13 protein-coding genes are annotated in these 16,829 nt (G+C 62.5%); 8 read left to right on the forward strand and 5 right to left on the reverse strand.

Annotated elements, in window-relative coordinates:
- The first annotated feature begins 141 nt into the window (after positions 1-141).
- The 3 genes from HX805_RS18485 (at position 142) to HX805_RS18495 (ending at position 2,621) form a co-directional block, all read left to right on the forward strand.
- Positions 142-327 (forward strand): hypothetical protein, encoded by a 186-nt coding sequence (locus tag HX805_RS18485; RefSeq protein ID WP_008437498.1) that lies wholly within the window; start codon positions 142-144, stop codon positions 325-327.
- A gap of 219 nt (positions 328-546) precedes the next feature.
- Entirely contained in the window at positions 547-1,221 is a 675-nt protein-coding gene (locus HX805_RS18490) for a heavy metal response regulator transcription factor (RefSeq protein WP_003214417.1), read from the forward strand.
- Entirely contained in the window at positions 1,218-2,621 is a 1,404-nt protein-coding gene (locus HX805_RS18495; RefSeq protein ID WP_177020529.1) for a heavy metal sensor histidine kinase, read from the forward strand. The genes HX805_RS18490 and HX805_RS18495 overlap by 4 nt, the downstream gene beginning before the upstream one ends.
- A 37-nt stretch (positions 2,622-2,658) precedes the next feature.
- Here HX805_RS18495 and HX805_RS18500 read toward each other — a convergent pair whose 3' ends face one another.
- From HX805_RS18500 to HX805_RS18510, 3 genes are read right to left on the reverse strand one after another with little or no spacing between them, the layout of a single operon-like run.
- Positions 2,659-5,820 (reverse strand): CusA/CzcA family heavy metal efflux RND transporter, encoded by a 3,162-nt coding sequence (locus HX805_RS18500; protein WP_177081280.1) that lies wholly within the window; start codon positions 5,818-5,820, stop codon positions 2,659-2,661.
- 18 nt (positions 5,821-5,838) lie between these two features.
- On the reverse strand, positions 5,839-6,951 hold the full coding sequence (locus HX805_RS18505) for an efflux RND transporter periplasmic adaptor subunit (RefSeq protein ID WP_003214413.1): 1,113 nt from the start codon (positions 6,949-6,951) through the stop codon (positions 5,839-5,841).
- An 18-nt stretch (positions 6,952-6,969) separates the two neighbouring features.
- Complete coding sequence (locus HX805_RS18510; RefSeq protein WP_003214410.1) at positions 6,970-8,193, reverse strand: TolC family protein; 1,224 nt, start codon at positions 8,191-8,193, stop codon at positions 6,970-6,972.
- A gap of 161 nt (positions 8,194-8,354) precedes the next feature.
- On the opposite strand from HX805_RS18510, the gene HX805_RS18515 reads away from it, so the two are divergent.
- A complete protein-coding gene (locus HX805_RS18515) occupies positions 8,355-9,029 on the forward strand; it encodes a heavy metal response regulator transcription factor (RefSeq protein ID WP_102604739.1) in 675 nt (224 codons plus the stop codon).
- 3 nt (positions 9,030-9,032) lie between these two features.
- On the opposite strand, the gene HX805_RS18520 is transcribed toward HX805_RS18515, so the two are convergent.
- Positions 9,033-9,938, reverse strand: coding sequence for a cation diffusion facilitator family transporter (locus tag HX805_RS18520; RefSeq protein ID WP_003214407.1), 906 nt, complete (start codon positions 9,936-9,938; stop codon positions 9,033-9,035).
- A gap of 217 nt (positions 9,939-10,155) precedes the next feature.
- Here HX805_RS18520 and HX805_RS18525 point away from each other — a divergent pair, with 217 nt between their 5' ends.
- Entirely contained in the window at positions 10,156-11,526 is a 1,371-nt protein-coding gene (locus tag HX805_RS18525) for a gluconate:H+ symporter (RefSeq protein ID WP_008437508.1), read from the forward strand.
- A gap of 106 nt (positions 11,527-11,632) precedes the next feature.
- Here HX805_RS18525 and HX805_RS18530 read toward each other — a convergent pair whose 3' ends face one another.
- Positions 11,633-12,916: an MFS transporter gene (locus tag HX805_RS18530; RefSeq protein WP_177081278.1), complete on the reverse strand. Its 1,284-nt coding sequence runs from the start codon at positions 12,914-12,916 to the stop codon at positions 11,633-11,635.
- A gap of 188 nt (positions 12,917-13,104) precedes the next feature.
- On the opposite strand from HX805_RS18530, the gene HX805_RS18535 reads away from it, so the two are divergent.
- The 3 genes from HX805_RS18535 to acpA all read left to right on the forward strand — a co-directional run bounded on the left by HX805_RS18535 (position 13,105) and on the right by acpA (position 16,783).
- Entirely contained in the window at positions 13,105-14,523 is a 1,419-nt protein-coding gene (locus HX805_RS18535) for a short-chain fatty acid transporter (protein WP_008437512.1), read from the forward strand.
- Between the two features lie 137 nt (positions 14,524-14,660).
- A complete protein-coding gene (locus HX805_RS18540; RefSeq protein WP_010177091.1) occupies positions 14,661-14,981 on the forward strand; it encodes a hypothetical protein in 321 nt (106 codons plus the stop codon).
- A gap of 101 nt (positions 14,982-15,082) precedes the next feature.
- On the forward strand, positions 15,083-16,783 hold the full coding sequence (gene acpA, locus HX805_RS18545; protein WP_177081276.1) for an acid phosphatase: 1,701 nt from the start codon (positions 15,083-15,085) through the stop codon (positions 16,781-16,783).
- The last annotated feature ends 46 nt before the right edge of the window (positions 16,784-16,829 follow it).

The raw sequence follows: 16,829 nt of genomic DNA on the forward strand, positions 1-16,829 counted from the left end.
CTTACATTCATTTGCCGTTGACTAACATCTGTTCACAAATTGAAGCCTGTCAGAACTGTAATATGCGCCTCACCTTCTCGTTAAGTTGCGCTTCATATACTGGTCACAACTAACGGCACACGCCTTATTTGGAGACACGTCATGAAGCCATCCCACCTGTTATTGATCAGTTTTCTCGGCGCCACTTCCACCCTCGCATTCGCCGACGACGGCGCCGACCGCTCCCGGCAGTTCCTCGCCGAGTTCCGCCAGCAACAGCAGCAGGTCCACGGTGAACAGTCCGTGGCCGAGACCGCGCCCGCCGACGCACAGAAGCAGTCGATCTGAACGGCGCACACCGAGCACATTCATCTCTGAAGCTTTTGTGTAGCTCCTTTGGAAAGAGATGAATTTTTAACGCCCCGGATGGGGCGTTTTTTTTGCCCGCCCGTTCTGCAACGCAACAACCAGTCACAAACTGGCTGATTGACCCTGTAGCTACTTCAGCCTTCAGGCTTCGGAAAATTCGAATTTCAGTCTCTCTCTATCAGTAAAAGGTAAACCCCCATGCGTATCCTTGTGGTTGAGGACGAGCAAAAAACCGCCGCCTACCTGCAGCAGGGCCTGACCGAAAGCGGTTACGTGGTCGACTGCGCCGCCAGCGGCGTGGACGGCCTGCACCTGGCCGGGCAACACGCTTATGAACTGGTGATTCTCGATGTAAACCTGCCGGCCAAGGACGGCTGGGAAGTGCTTGAGCAACTGCGCCGCGACAGCAACCAACGGGTGATGATGCTCACAGCCCGTGGCCGGCTGACTGACAAGATCAAGGGCCTGGACATGGGCGCCGATGATTACCTGGTCAAACCCTTCGAATTCCCCGAATTGCTGGCCCGGGTGCGCACGCTGTTGCGCCGCAGCGAGCACATACCGGTGCCGGAAGTCTTCCGCGTGTCGGACCTTGAACTGGACCCGCGCCGCCACCGCGCCTATCGCGGCACCCGGCGCATTGACCTGACCACCAAGGAGTTCGCGCTGCTGCATGTGCTGATGCGTCAGTCCGGCGAAGTGCTGACCCGCACGCAGATTATTTCCCTGGTGTGGGACATGAATTTCGACTGCGACACCAACGTGGTGGAGGTCTCCATCAGCCGCCTGCGGGCCAAGGTCGATGACCAGAGTGACGTCAAGCTGATCCATACCATTCGCGGCGTGGGCTATGTGCTGGAGGCCCGCCAATGAAAGCCAGCAGCCTGTCGATGCGCCTCGGGCTGACGGTGAGCCTGATGGGCGCGGGCCTGGTGGTGCTGCTCGCGACACTGGCCTACCTGGCGCTGACCCACGAGCTTGAGAAACTGGCGCGCAAGGGCCTGGAAAGCAAGATGGAGCAGATCCAGCACAGCCTAGCCCTCGGCCTGGACACCCGCGACATAAAGGCCCGCCCGCATTCGCTGATGGACCTGGTGATGGGGCATGACAATTTCTACCTGACCATCGTCGGCACCGCACCCGATGAAGCGGTGCTGCTGAGCGTCGGTGCCAAGCCACAGGAACCGTTGCTGACCGACTTCGCACCACGCCAGACCCTCGGTTACCTGAACTGGGACGACAGCAACGGTAACCAGGTGCTCAGCGCCTCCAGCCTGATGCGCCTGTCCAGCGGCGAACGCGTGCGGGTGCTGCTGTCCCTGGACCGCATGGACGATCAGGCATTGCTCAGTGCTTACCTGCGTTCCACGGTGATCGCCCTGCCGCTGCTGTTGCTGCTGATCGGCATCGGCGCGTGGTGGGTGGTGCAACGCGGGCTCGCACCGCTGCAACAGTTCAGCCGCGTCGCGGCCAAGGTCACCACACAGGATCTGACCCACCGCCTGGCTGTGGATAATTTGCCCAACGAGTTGGGCGAGTTGGCGCAGGGCATCAACTTCATGCTGCAGCGCCTGGATGGCGGTGTGCAGCAGCTGTCGCAGTTCTCCGATGACCTGGCCCACGAGCTGCGCGCACCGCTGACCAACTTGATGGGCAAGGCCCAGGTGACGTTGTCCCGGGAGCGCCCGCCCGAGGAGTACAAGGCGGTGCTGGAATCCAGCACCGAAGAAATGGAGCGGCTGGCGCGGATCGTTTCCGACATGCTGTTCCTGGCACAGGTCAGCCACCCGGCGGCGCGGGTTTCGTTTGCGCCCGTGTCCCTGGCCGCTGAAGCACGCCGGGTGATGGAACTGTTTGCGTTGAGTGCCGAAGACAAGCAACTGAGCCTGAGCCTTCACGGTGATGCCTCGGTGCATGGCGATCGCCTGATGATTCAGCGGGCGATTTCCAACTTGTTGTCCAATGCCATCCGTCATACGCCACACGCTTCCACGGTGTCGTTGCAGGTGGAAACCCACGGGCAGCAAGTCTCGCTGTCGGTGGGCAACCCGGGCCCGGGGATTGAAGCGCACCACCTGCCGAACCTGTTCGAGCGTTTCTACCGCGTCGACAGCAGCCGCGCCCGCTCCGAAGGGGGGACCGGGCTGGGGCTGGCCATCGTGCGGTCGATCATGACCCTGCATCAAGGCCGGGCAGAAGTCAGCAGCGAGCCCGGAGATTTCACTGTGTTTCGGTTGGTGTTTCCCCTTCATACCAACGCTATCTGCCAATAACCCATTGTGGTGAGGGAGCTTGCTCCCTCACCACAGGTTATTGGTCAGGCATCAGGCGGTCTTCCTGTTCTTCACGCCGGTGCGCCCAGTGATACAGCGCCGGCAATACCAGCAGGGTCAGCAGCGTCGACGAAATAATCCCGCCAATCACCACCGTCGCCAACGGGCGCTGTACTTCGGCGCCGGTGCCGGTGGCCAGGGCCATGGGGATAAACCCCAGCGACGCCACCAACGCCGTCATCAACACCGGGCGCAAGCGCGTCAGGGCGCCTTCGTTGATGGCCACCGACAATGAGCGCCCCTCTTCCCGCAGGTTGCGAATGAACGCAATCATCACCAACCCGTTCAGCACCGCCACCCCCGACAGCGCGATAAAACCCACGCCCGCCGAGATCGACAACGGAATGTCCCGCAGCCACAGCGCCATGATCCCGCCGGTCAACGCGAAGGGAATCCCGGTGAACACCAGCAGCCCGTCCTTGAGGTTGTTGAACATCATGAACAGCAACCCGAACACCAGCAGCAACGCCACCGGCACCACGATGCGCAAGCGCTCGGAGGCCTCCTTCAACTGCTCGAACTGGCCGCCCCAGGTGGTCCAGTAGCCCGCGGGGATTTTCACCTGAGTGTCGATGGCCGTCCCGGCTTCCTCGACAAACGAGCCGATATCGCGCCCACGCACGTTGGCGCTGACGATCACCAGGCGCTTGCCGTTTTCGCGGCTGATCTGGTTGGGGCCGAGTACCAGGTCCAGGCTGGCGACTTCCGACAGCGCGATAAAACCCAACTGCCCCGCCGCGTTATTCGCCAGCGCCGGGATCGGAATCAACAGCCGCGACAGGCCTTCGATATCGGTGCGCAGCGCGTCCGACAAACGCACGACCATGTCAAAACGCCGGTCGCCTTCGTACATCGTCCCGGCCTGGCGCCCACCCACGGCGACGGCGATCGTGTCTTGCACATCGCCCACGTTCAGGCCGAAACGCGCGGCCTTGTCGCGGTCGATATTGATGGTCAGCACCGGCAGGCCGGAGGTCTGTTCCACCTTCACTTCCGAGGCGCCCTTGAGGGTTTGCAAGGTCTCGGCGATTTCCCCGGCGGTCTTGTTGAGCACCGCCATGTCGTCACCAAACACCTTCACCGCCACGTCACTGCGCACGCCGGAAATCAGTTCGTTGAAGCGCAGCTGGATCGGTTGCGACAGTTCATACACGCTGCCCGGCACAATCGCACTGGCGCGCTGGATGTCGGCGATGATTGCCTCGCGGGACTTCTTCGGGTCGGGCCACTGGTCCTTGGGCTTGAGCATCACGTAGCTGTCGGAGATGTTCGGTGGCATCGGGTCGGAGGCGATTTCCGCGGTGCCGGTGCGGGCGAATACCCGCTCGATTTCCGGCACCTCGGCCATCAAGGTCTTTTCCAGTTGCTGCTGCATCTGTACCGACTGCGTCAGGCTGGTGCCCGGCACCCGCAACGCTTGTTGGGCGAAATCACCCTCGCTGAGGCTGGGGATAAATTCGCTGCCCATGCGACTGGCCACCAGCCCAGACGCAACGATGGCCAGCACCGCCAGGCCGAACACCAGCGGCCGGCGCGCCATCACCCAATCCAGCACCGGCGCGTAGACACGGCGTGCGCTGCGCATCACCAGGTTTTCCTCTTCCTTGACCTTGCCGGTGACGAACAGTGCAATGGCCGCCGGCACGAAGGTCACGGACAGAATCATCGCCCCCAGCAGCGCGATCACCACGGTGAACGCCATCGGGTGGAACATCTTCCCGGCGACCCCGGTGAGGGCGAAGATCGGCAGGTACACCACCATGATGATCAGTTGCCCGAAGATCAGCGCGCGCCGCGCTTCCTTGGCCGCCGCGAACACTTCATGCAGGCGCTCGCTGCGGGTCAGCAATCGCCCGTGGCGCTGCTGGGCGTGGGCCAGGCGGCGGATGGCGTTTTCGACGATCACCACCGCGCCATCCACGATAATCCCGAAATCCAGCGCGCCGAGGCTCATCAGGTTGGCGCTGACCTTGTTGGTAAACATCCCGGTAAAGGTGAACAACATGGCCAGGGGAATCACCATCGCGGTGATCAGCGCAGCGCGGATATTGCCGAGGAACAGAAACAGCACCGCCACCACCAGCAGCGCCCCTTCGAAGAGGTTTTTCTTCACGGTGCTGATGGCTTTTTCCACCAGGTTGGTGCGGTCGTAGACGGTGACGGCCACCACACCTTCAGGCAGCGAACGGTTGATCTCTTCGAGTTTTTTCGCGACCGCCAGGGACACCGTGCGGCTGTTTTCGCCGATCAACATGAACACCGTGCCCAGCACCACTTCGCGGCCATTCTCCGTGGCGGCACCGGTACGCAGCTCGCGGCCAATGTCGACCTGGGCGACGTTGCGCACCCGAATCGGCGTACCGTCGGAAGTGGTGATGACGATGTTGGCAATGTCGTCGATGGACGCGACTTGCCCCGGCGCACGGATCAGCAATTGCTCGCCGCTGCGCTCGATGTAGCCGGCGCCGACGTTGGCGTTGTTGCGCTCCAGCGCCGTGACCAGGTCGCCCAAGGTCAGGTTGTAGGCCGCCAGGCGCTTGGGGTCCGGGGCGATCTGGTATTCCTTGGCAAAGCCGCCGATGGTGTTGATCTCGGCCACCCCCGGCACGTTGCGCAGTTGCGGCTTGATGATCCAGTCCTGGATCACCCGCAGGTCGGTCGGCGTATAGGCTGAGCCGTCCGCCTTGCGCGCGCCGTCTTTCGCCTCCACGGTCCACAGGAAGATTTCCCCGAGCCCGGTGGAGATCGGCCCCATCATGCTTTCGATGCCATCGGGCAGTTGCTCGCGAGCCACCTGCAAGCGTTCGTTGACCAGCTGGCGGGCGAAGAACAGGTCGGTGCCGTCCTTGAAAATCACCGTGACCTGGGACAAGCCCGAGCGCGACAGCGAGCGGGTCTGCTGCAAGCCCGGCAGCCCGGCCATGGCGGTCTCGATGGGAAAGGTGATGCGCTGCTCGGTTTCCAGCGGCGAAAAACCCGCCGCCGCCGAGTTGATCTGCACCTGGACGTTGGTGATATCCGGCACGGCGTCGATGGGCAATTTCTGATAGCTGGCGATACCGACACCGGCCATCAACAGCACCGCCAGCAGCACGATGATGCGCTGCTCGATGGCGAATTGGATAAGGCGCTCAAACATGGGAAATCACTCGCAGGATCAATGGGCGTGCTCGGCCGAGGCCTTGCCCAACTCGGACTTGAGGATGAAGCTGCCGACGGTGGCCACCTGCGCGCCGGCGTCGAGGCCCTGGCGCACTTCGACGAAACCGTTTTCGCTGACGCCCAGTTCGATATGCCGGGTCATGAAGCCGTCGCTGGTGCGCACGAACACCGAGGGTTTGTCCTCGACGGTCTGGATCGCCTCCTGGGGGACGGTGACCTTGGCCGGGTAGGTGTCGGTGGCGACCTGCACGGAAACGAACAGCCCTGGACGCCACGAAGCGTCGGGGTTCGGCACCGTGACGCGTACGGTGGCGGTGCGGGTCTGCTCCCCCAGCAAGTTGCCGACATAGGCCACGGTGCCAAGTACTTCGGTGCCCATTTCCGAGGACGTGACCTTCACCGGTTTGCCGACCCGGACCTTGTTCAAATCCTTGGGGAACACGCCGAAGGTGACCCACACCTGGGACAGGTCCGACAGGGTGAATGCGTTGCTGGTCTCGCTCACCACCTCGCCGACACCCAGGTGTTTTTCCACCACCACGCCGTCGAACGGCGCCCGCAGTTCGTAGCGATTGCCGCCGACCAATACAGCGCTGCCGCTCAGGGCGTTCATCTTTTGCCGGGCATTGTTCAGGGCGATTTCGGCCTCTTGCAGCGCCTGGCGCGCCAGCAGGTAATCCTGTTCGGCGGAGATCCTGTCCTGCCACAACTGGCGCTCGCGCTGGAAGGTGGTGCGGGCCAGTACCACCCGGCGCTCACTGGCCGCCAGTTCACTGCGCTGATCGGAAATCTGCTGGCTGGCGATCACCGCGAGCAGCTCGCCCTTCTTCACCGATTGGCCGAGGTTGACCTTCACCGACTCCACCACGCCGGCAGCACGCGGGACGATGTGGGAGGTGCGGTCTTCGTCGAAACGCACCTCGCCCGGCAGCGAAAGCACAGTGCTGATCTGCCGGGATTGCGCCGGGGCCAGTTGAATACCGGCGGCCTGGACCTGCTGTTCGGTCAGCTCGATCTTGCCTTCTTCTTCCGCCTCTGCCGCACCGCTGATGGCCGGCCACGCCAGCATCAGCGCAACGGCCAGCGCCATCCTGTGTTTGTTGTTCATGGAACGCTCCTGAAAAAATCAAAACCGGGCGAGGTCGCCGTAAATCCGTTCGATGCGCACCCAGGCTTCGGTGGCCTGGGCTGTCGCCGCGAGGTATTGGGTGCGGGCCGCAATCAAGGTGCGCTGGGCGTCGAGTACGTCGAGGAAGTTGAACTTGCCCATCTCGAAACCGCGGGTGGCGCTGTCCACCGCGCTTTGGGCGGCGGGCAGGATCTGTTGGTTGAACGAGCGCACTTCGGTATTCGCGGTTTGCCAAAGGTCCAGGGCCTGGCGGGTTTCGGTGCGCAGGCGCAGTTCGGCAGCGTTGCGCAGGTCGCGGGCCTGGTCGGCACGGCGACTCGCGGCCAGCACGTTGCCCTGGTTGCGGTTGAACAGCGGGATCGGCATCGACACGCCCACCACGTTGACCCGCTCGCGCACGCTGGCGTCGTATTGGCTGCCGATGGACACGTCGAGGTCGGGAATGCGCTGGGCTTTTTCCAGGCCCAGGGCCGCTTCGCCTTGGACGATTTGCAGCTCGGCCAGGCGCAGTTCGGCGGTCTGTTCCAGGCGCGCCAGCAGCTGCGCGGGCGACGGTAATGCCGGGGCGGCCTGGGCTTGGGTGGCGACGGCCTGGAAATCGGTGCTGGCCGCGCCAGTACTGGCGGCGAGACGCCGGTAGGCATCGGTCAGGCCCATCTGCGCGCGGTTGAATTCCAGGCGGATTTCCGAGAGTTGCACCTGGGCGCGGGTGGCTTCCACCGGGGACGTTTTGCCGGCGGTGACGCGACCATTGGCCACCACCAGGCCGCGCTCGGCCAATGCCACTGAGCGCTGGGCCAGGTCGAGGCGTTCCTGGGCGCGAAGTGCACCGTAGTAACCGTCGATGACCTCCGCTCGCAGACCGTTGCGGCGCTGTTCCAGGGTGAGTGCGGCCGCCTCCTGGGCACGGGTGGCGACATCAATCCGGGCGCCGCGCTTGCCACCCAGTTCCAGGGTTTGGCTCAGTTTCACGGTGGTGGTGCGCGAGTTGCGGCGGGTGTCTTCGGCATCCCAGGAGGCCACCGGATTCGGGATCAAACCGGCCTGCTGGCGACCGCCTTGGGCGATGTCGATTTCCCACTGCGCAGCGGCCATGTCGGGGTTGTTGGCGAAGGCGGTTTGCAGGGCCGATTCGAGGGTCAGGGTTTGCGCGTTTGCGCCCTGGACCGTCATCAGCAACAGCACCGAAGCGCCGATAAATGTGCGGACAAAAGTTGGCATAACAAGAGTTCCATGCCCATGAATTAACAGGTGGGCAATGTAACTTTCGGTACTTATCAGAGGAGTGGCCAGAACATTACAAATCCGTTAGCAACGGCTCTGGCGCGGGCTTTTGCTTTAAGCTCCGGGCAACTTTTCCACTGCCCAGCGGGATCCTCGACATGCGTATTCTGGTTATCGAAGACGAACCTAAAACCGCCGATTATCTGCATCAGGGATTGAGCGAAAGTGGCTATATCGTCGACTGTGCCGCCACCGGCGCCGACGGCCTGCATTTGTCTCGCCAGCACGCCTACGACCTGGTGATGCTCGACGTGAATTTGCCGTTGATGGATGGCTGGGACGTGCTGCAACGCATCCGCCAGAACAGCAGCACCCGCATCATGATGCTGACCGCCCAGGGCCGCCTCGCCGACCGGATCAAGGGCCTGGACCTGGGCGCCGATGATTACCTGGTCAAGCCGTTTGAGTTCCCCGAATTACTCGCGCGGGTGCGCAACTTGATGCGCCGCAGCGTGCATTCGCCGGTGCCGGATGTGTTGCGGGTGGCCGACCTGGAATTGGATCAGGGCCGCCACCGGGCGTTTCGCGGTTTGCAGCGCATCGACCTGACCACCAAGGAGTTCGCCCTGCTGCACCTGCTGATGCGCCAGAGCGGCGTGGTGCTGTCGCGCACGCAAATTATCTCGTTCGTGTGGGACATGAACTTTGATTGCGACACCAATGTGGTGGAAGTGTCGATCCGCCGCCTGCGGGCGAAGATCGATGACCCGTTCGAGCGCAAGTTGATCCATACCTTGCGCGGCGTGGGTTATGTGCTGGAAGACCGTGAGTGACGGTCAGGCATGCACCTCGTCGTGCTCGTCATGCTGAAAACCTTCGCCCTCGATCTGGATCGTGGCGTGGGAAATATCGAATTGTTCATGCAGTAACTCCGTCACCTGGCTGAGGATCTGTTGCTCGCTGCCTTGCGCCGAATCCGCCACCAGATGAGTACTCAGCACATTTTTGCCGCTGGTGAGGGCCCAGATATGCAGGTCGTGCACGTCCTTGACCCCGGGAACGCCGCGAATCGCCTGCTCCACCTTGTCGATATCAATGCCATCCGGCACACCTTGCAGCAGCACGTTCATGCTTTCCTTGAGCAGCGTCCAAGTGCGGGGCAACACCCAGAAGCCAATCGCTGCCGCCACCACCGAATCCACCCAGCCCCAGCCGGTGTACATGATCACCAGCGCCGCGATGATCACGCCGATGGAGCCGAGCATGTCACTCCAGACTTCCAGGTAAGCGCCCTTCACATTCAGGCTTTCGCCGCTGGCCGCACTCAGCAGGCGCATGGAAATCAGGTTGACGATCAGCCCCAGCACCGCGATCACCAGCATGCCGGTGGACTGGATCTCGGCGGGCGCCTGCAAGCGTTGATACGCCTCATACAGGATGTAGAACGCCACGCCGAACAGCAGCAGCGCATTAAACGCTGCCGCCAGGATCTCGAAACGCGCATAGCCGAAGGTGCGCTTGCGGTCGGCGGCGCGTTTGGCGACCTGGATCGCCACCAGGGAAATCCCTAGCGCCAGGGCGTCGGTCATCATGTGCGCGGCATCGGACAACAGCGCCAGGCTGCCGGTGATAAAGGCGCCGATCACCTCGGCGATCATAAAGCTGCCGGTCAGTGCCAATGCGATCCATAACAGCCGTTCGTGGCCGGCGCGTACCTGGGCGTGGCTGTGTCCTGCGCTCATGAAATATCCTCGTGGGTGGTCGTCCGGTTGATCATAGAGCTATAGGCCAAAACCACCGGCACGAGTTGCAAAATTGTCATCTCGCCGTCAGCTGAGCGTTAAGCCATACGCACCAAAATTGAACATGAACGCTCTGGAACCGTTGTATCAGGTATGCTTTTCGAGCAGGAAACAAAAAGAAACACATTAGCCAACCTGTTCGATAAGGAGTCCCGTTTTGGAGTTATCGACTGCCGCGTGGATGGTTCACGACACCCGCCTCATGTTCTGCGTATTACTGGCCATCGCCAGCATCATTGTGTTGATCAGCGCGACCAAGCTGCCGCCCTTCCTGTCGATCCTGATCGGTACGTTTATCGCCGGTGTCGGCGCGGGCTTGCCGCCGGAAGAAGTGGCCAAGGCCTTCAGCAAAGGCGCCGGGGCGATTCTCGGTGAAGCCGGGATCATCATTGCCCTGGGCTCGATGCTCGGCGCGTTGATGGCCGAGTCCGGCGCTGCCGACCGTATCGCCACCACCCTGCTGGGGTTGGGCAAGGGCAAGTCGTTGCCCTGGGTGATGGCGCTGGTGGCGATGGTGATTGGCTTGCCGCTGTTCTTCGAAGTGGGCCTGGTGATGATGGTGCCGATCATCTTCGTGATGGCCAAGCGTTCGAACCAGCCGCTGCTGAAAATCGCGATCCCGGCGCTGGCGGGGATGACCACCCTGCACGCCTTGATGCCGCCGCATCCGGGGCCGCTGATTGCGGTCAGCGCGTTGCACGCCGACCTGGGCCTGACCATGTTGCTGGGCTTTTGCCTGGCAGTGCCGGCCGTGATTCTGGCCGGTCCGTTGTACGGCAACTGGCTGTCCAAGCGCATGCACGTGGATGAGCCGGCCGACATTGGCGCGCTGTTCAGTGCTCCGCCCAAGGCGCCGCGCCAGCCGAGTTTTGGTGTGTCGCTGCTGATCATCCTGTTGCCGGTGATCCTGATGCTCGGCAGCACCCTGGCCAAGGTTGCCATGTCGCCGGAAAGCCCGGTGGCACTGACCTTGAAGTTCCTCGGTGAGCCGTTGATCGCGCTGGGCCTGGCGGTGATTGCCGCGGTGATCTGCCTGGGCTGGGCCAGCGGCATGCCGCGGGCCGATGTCGGCAACACCCTGCGCAAGGCGCTGGCGCCGATCGCGGTGCTGCTGCTGACCATCGGCGCCGGTGGCGGGTTGAAGCAAACCCTGCTGGATGCCGGCGTGAGCCAGACCATCAGCAAGGTGGCCGAAGGCGCGCACATGCCGTACCTGTTGCTGGCCTGGTTGATTGCGGTGGCGCTGCGTCAGGCCACGGGGTCGGCGACCGTCGCCACCACGACAACGGCGGGCATCCTCGCGCCGATGATGGCGGGGTTGGCGGCGACGCAAAGCTCACTGGTCGCCCTGGCGATTGGTGCCGGCTCGGTGTTCTTCTGCCACGTCAACGATGCCGGCTTCTGGATGGTGCGCGAATACTTCGGCTTGCAGCTGAAGCAGACGATCTGGGTGTGGTCGGTGTTGCAGACCATTGTGTCGGTGGTGGGCCTGGTGGGCACATTGCTGATGTGGCACTTCCTGACGTAATGATCGTTCCCACGCTCTGCGTGGGAATGCATCCCGTGACGCTCCGCGTCACACAAGCGGACGCGGAGCGTCCAGGGAGGCGTTCCCACGCAGAGCGTGGGAACGATCAGGTAGGTTGGCGCTTGCCAAAATGCGCCGCACTCACTGCGCCCACCGCGCCCATCACCACGCAATACCCCACGCAGATCCACGGGCTGGTCGGCATCAACGCGATCAACATCAGCGGCGTGGTACTCGCCCACAGCGCATAGGCAATGTTGTAGGTGAAGGAAATCCCCGACACCCGCACCTGCGCCGGGAACAGGTTGACCATCACCGACGGCACCGCGCCCACCACCCCGCAACTCAAGCCGGCAATTGCATACGCTGCGCCCAGCCACACGCCACCGGCAATCAGGCTCGCATAGAGCACGGCAATCCCCACCGGCAGCAGCAGGCTATAGACCAACACCGCACGCCAGGCGCCGATGCGGTCCACCAGCAGCCCGGCCAACACGCAACCGATATTCAGGAACACGATGCCCAACGCGCTCAGGGCGAAGGTGTGGCTGGGGCTCATGCCGAAGGTTTTCTGCATCATGGTCGGGGTGATCACCACCAGTACGACGACGGCCGAGGTGAGCACGCAGGTGAGGATCATCGCCGGCAGCAGCGCGCTGCGATGTTCCCGCAGGACGGTACGCAGCGGCAGTTCGGCGCCGGCCTGGCGACGGGCCTGCATTTGCAGGAACACCGGGGTTTCGCTGAGCCAGCGCCGCAGCCAGACACCGATCACGCCGAACACGCCGCCGAGCAGGAACGGGAAGCGCCAGGCGTAGTCGAGGATTTCGGCCGGGGTGAAGACTTGCGCCAGCAGCGTCGCCGTCAGCGCGCCGAGCAGGTAGCCGAAGGTCAGCCCGGCCTGGAGGAAGCCCAGGGCATAACCACGATGGCTGTCCGGAGCGTGTTCGGCGACAAACACCCAGGCGCTGGGCACTTCCCCGCCCACTGCCGCACCCTGGAGGATGCGCAGCGCCAGCAGGATCAACGGTGCGAAATAACCGATTTGTGCGTAGGTGGGCATGATGCCGATCAGCAGGCACGGCAGCGCCATCATCAGGATGCTCAGGCTGAACACCCGTTTGCGCCCCAGGTGATCGGCGAAGTGTGCCATCAGGATTCCGCCCAGCGGGCGCGCGAGGTAGCCGGTGACAAAGATGCCGAAGCTTTGCAGCAGACGCAGCCACTCGGGCATTTCCGGCGGGAAGAACAACTGGCTGAGGGTCAGCGCGAAAAATACGAAGATGATGAAGTCGTAGATTTCCAGGGCCCCGCCCAGGGCAGCCAGGCCCAGGGTTTTGTAGTCGGAGCGGGAGAAACGCTGCGCCTGTGGATAAGAGGTGGCAGTCATGGAAAAGCTCGGCAGACAAACAAAATGGCCTGCAGGTTATGAGCTGGGCCCGGTGATGGCAATCTCGCCGGATATATTTGCTTTACTCATTGATCAATGAAGATAACTACATTCCCAAATGAATAGCCGTAGAGGAACATGCAGCAAAACTGCCGCCCCCATAATAAATACAAATAGAGGTACTGAACGTGGCCGATGCTATCGAAGACAGCCGCTACGCCCGATTCGCCCTGCGTTGTTCAAACTTCGCCGAGCGCTGGTTCCCTGACTCCTGGGTGTTTGCCGCCCTCGCCGTGATCATTGTCGCCGTGGCGACCCTGGGCATGGGCGCCGCGCCGACCGAGGCCGCCAAGGCGTTTGGTGATGGTTTCTGGAGTTTGATCCCGTTCACCATGCAAATGGCCTTTGTGGTGATTGGCGGTTACGTGGTCGCCAGCTCCCCGCCCGCCGTGAAATTGATCGACCGCCTGGCGCGCATCCCGAAGAACGGCCGTTCTGCCGTGGCCTGGGTGGCGCTGATTTCGATGGTCGCCTCGTTGCTCAACTGGGGCCTGTCCCTGGTGTTCGGTGGTTTGCTGGTGCGTGCGCTGGCCCGGCGTACGGATTTGCGCATGGATTACCGCGCGGCCGGTGCTGCGGCCTACCTCGGCCTGGGTGCCGTTTGGGCGCTGGGGCTGTCGTCGTCGGCGGCGCAGTTGCAGGCCAACCCGGCCAGTTTGCCGCCGTCGATCCTGTCGATCACCGGGATGATCCCGTTCACCGACACCATCTTTCTGTGGCAGTCCGGCGTGCTGTTGCTGGCGCTGATCGTGGTGTCGCTGATCATCGCCTACGCCACCGCGCCCGGGCCGAACTCCGCCCGTGACGCCAAGGCTTGCGGTATCGACCCGGCCTTCAACATGCCCAAGCCGCAACCCCCGACCCGTCCGGGCGAGTGGCTGGAGCACAGCCCGTTGCTGACCATCCTGCTGGCGTTGCTGGCCGCCGGTTGGTTGTTCCATGAATTCTCGACCAAACCGGCGATCAGCGCGATCTCGGGGCTGAACACCTATAACTTCCTGTTCCTGATGGTCGGTGCCCTACTGCACTGGCGTCCGCGCAGTTTTCTCGATGCGGTGGCCCGTGCGGTACCCACCACCACCGGGGTGCTGATCCAGTTCCCGCTATATGGCTCGATTGCCGCGCTGATGACCGTGGTGAAAGGCAGTGACGGCGCGACCCTGGCGCACCATATCTCGACCTTCTTCACCTCGATCGCGTCCCACGACACCTACGCGCTGTTGATGGGCGTGTACTCGGCGGTGCTGGGCTTCTTCATCCCGTCGGGCGGCGGCAAGTGGATCATCGAGGCGCCGTACGTGATGCAGGTCGCCAATGACCTGGAATATCACCTGGGCTGGGCGGTGCAGATCTACAACGCCGCCGAAGCGCTGCCGAACCTGATCAACCCGTTCTATATGCTGCCGCTGCTGGGCGTGCTGGGGTTGAAGGCGCGGGACTTGATCGGTTTTTCGTTTGTGCAGCTGCTGGTGCATACGCCGCTGGTGTTGTTCCTGCTGTGGGCGTTGGGCACGACGCTTAAATATTTGCCGCCGGTGATGCCATAGGGCAGCTGCCAGTAACCTTTCTGATCAAACGCGTCGGGGTTGTCCCACTCACTACGGTGGCAACCCCTGATTTCTGCCGCCAACGCCTTTGATTAACCTGATTCGGATAACGCCTCACACCCCCCAAGGAAAATCCGATGACGCCCCTATCCAAATCGCTGGAAGAGTTGATCAATGCTATTTACAAGGACGGCAACGTGTCGTTCGTTGAGTACCAGGGCCTGCGCGACAATGCCGATTGCCGCATGGCCACTGTTATCAAGGAGTTTGGCCTGCACAACAACGTGACGGCGTTCCAGAAAGCCATGGATGTGGCCATGCAACTGCTGCAGTCCTGCGTCATCGATGCCAAGAAAGCCAAGCTGACTGACACGGGCGAAGCCATCGTCAAGGATGCGCTGGCGTCCCAGGTAGAGTACTTGCGCGCCGGCAGCCAATTGGCACTGCGCTTGTTATGAGTGGCCTGTAGCGTTCAAGGCACTGTCTTCGTTCCGTCACATTGCATTGCTACCGTCCTGCGAAATATCTTGCAACATTCAACCAGCAGGAACTCCCAGCAATGAGCGACGAGCACGAAGACCGCCCTTCCCAAGACATTGAAGCCAAACCGCCAGTCGACACCAGCCGGCGGCGCTTCCTGGGAGGCGCGGCCGTGCTGGGCGTGGGTGCGACCCTGAGTGCCTGCGGCAATACCAGCGAGGCACCCGGCAAGCCGGTGGCTCGCCCGCTGACGCCGCAAGAGCTGGACAAGGCCCTGCAGGAACAGGTTAAAACCGTGGTGGTGATCTACGCCGAAAACCGCAGCTTCAACAACCTGTTTGCGGATTTCCCCGGGGTCGAGAAACCCCTCTCGGCCCTCAACGCCGCTGAGTATCAACAACGCGACCGTGACGGCAGCCTGCTGAGCACGCTGCCCCCGACCTGGGGCGGCGTGTTGCAAATCGGCCCGCAGACCGTCGATGGCGTGACCTACCCCAGCGAAGTGCAATACCAGGAAAACCTGCCTAACGCCCCCTACGCCTTGAAGGGCCCGAACGGCGAAGACCAGCCCCTGAGCCTGGTCACCCGGGATTTGTGGCACGTGTTCTATCAGAACCAGATGCAGATCAATGGCGGTAAAAACGATGCGTTCGTCGCCTGGGGCGACTCCGGCGGCCTGCTGATGGGCCATTACGCTCAGAGCCGTTACGCCCTGCGCTTGTGGGACGTGGCGAAGGAGTTTGTGCTCTGCGATAACTTCTTCCAGGGCGCGTTTGGCGGCTCGTTCCTCAACCACCAATACCTGATCAGTGCCACCCCGCCGGTGTACCCAAACGCTGCGCAATCGGTGGCCAAGGCACAGATCGCCACGCTGCAAAGCGACGACCCGACCGACCCGCGCCTCAAGCCTCTGGACAAGTCCCCGGCCAGCGCCATGACCGGCCCGCCGCAATTCGGCCCCAGCGCACTGACCCCGGACGGTTTCGGCGTGAACACCCTGGCCCCGCCTTACTGGCCGACCTGGATTCGCGACCCCGAGCGCCCGGATTACTCCAAGCCCGACTTGCCTAACGTGCTGGTGCCACAAACCCACGAACATATCGGCGACAAACTGTCGAAAAAGAACGTCGACTGGGCCTGGTACGCCGGTGCGTGGCAAGCAACGCTGGATCAGTTCAAGGACTCGGGCGGCATTCCGAAGATTCCGAACTTCCAGTACCACCACCAGCCCTTCAACTACTTCAAGCAGCAAGGCCCGGAAAACCCGGCTGAGCGCAATAAACGCCTGCGCGATGGCGGCCTGGGGGATGACGCCAGCACCAACAAGTTCTTCGCCGATGCCCAGGCCGGCAAGCTGCCTGCGGTGACCTTCTACAAACCCCAGGGCAACCTGAATATGCACGCCGGTTACGCCGACGTCGCTTCGGGCGACCGACATATCACCCGCGCCTTGAAGGTGCTGCAGGAAAGCCCGCAGTGGAAGAACATGGTGGTGATCGTCACCGTCGATGAAAACGGCGGCTGGTGGGACCACGTTGCACCGCCAAAAGGCGATCGTTGGGGCCCGGGCACGCGGATTCCGGCACTGGTGGTCTCGCCGTTCGCGCGCAAGGGCACGGTGGACCATACCGTCTACGACACCGCGTCGATCCTGCGTCTGATCACCCGGGTGTTCCAGCTGGAAACCCTCGACGGGCTCAAGCAGCGTGACGATGCCATGACCGCGCGCGGCCAGAAACCCATGGGTGACCTGACCAACGCCCTGCACTTCAAGGTGTAGACGCACTTGCTCAAAAGCGACAAGCGCGCAGTTTTTCTACGCGCTT

The sequence above is a fragment of the Pseudomonas sp. G5001 genome, from assembly GCF_013385475.1.
Taxonomy (GTDB): domain Bacteria; phylum Pseudomonadota; class Gammaproteobacteria; order Pseudomonadales; family Pseudomonadaceae; genus Aquipseudomonas.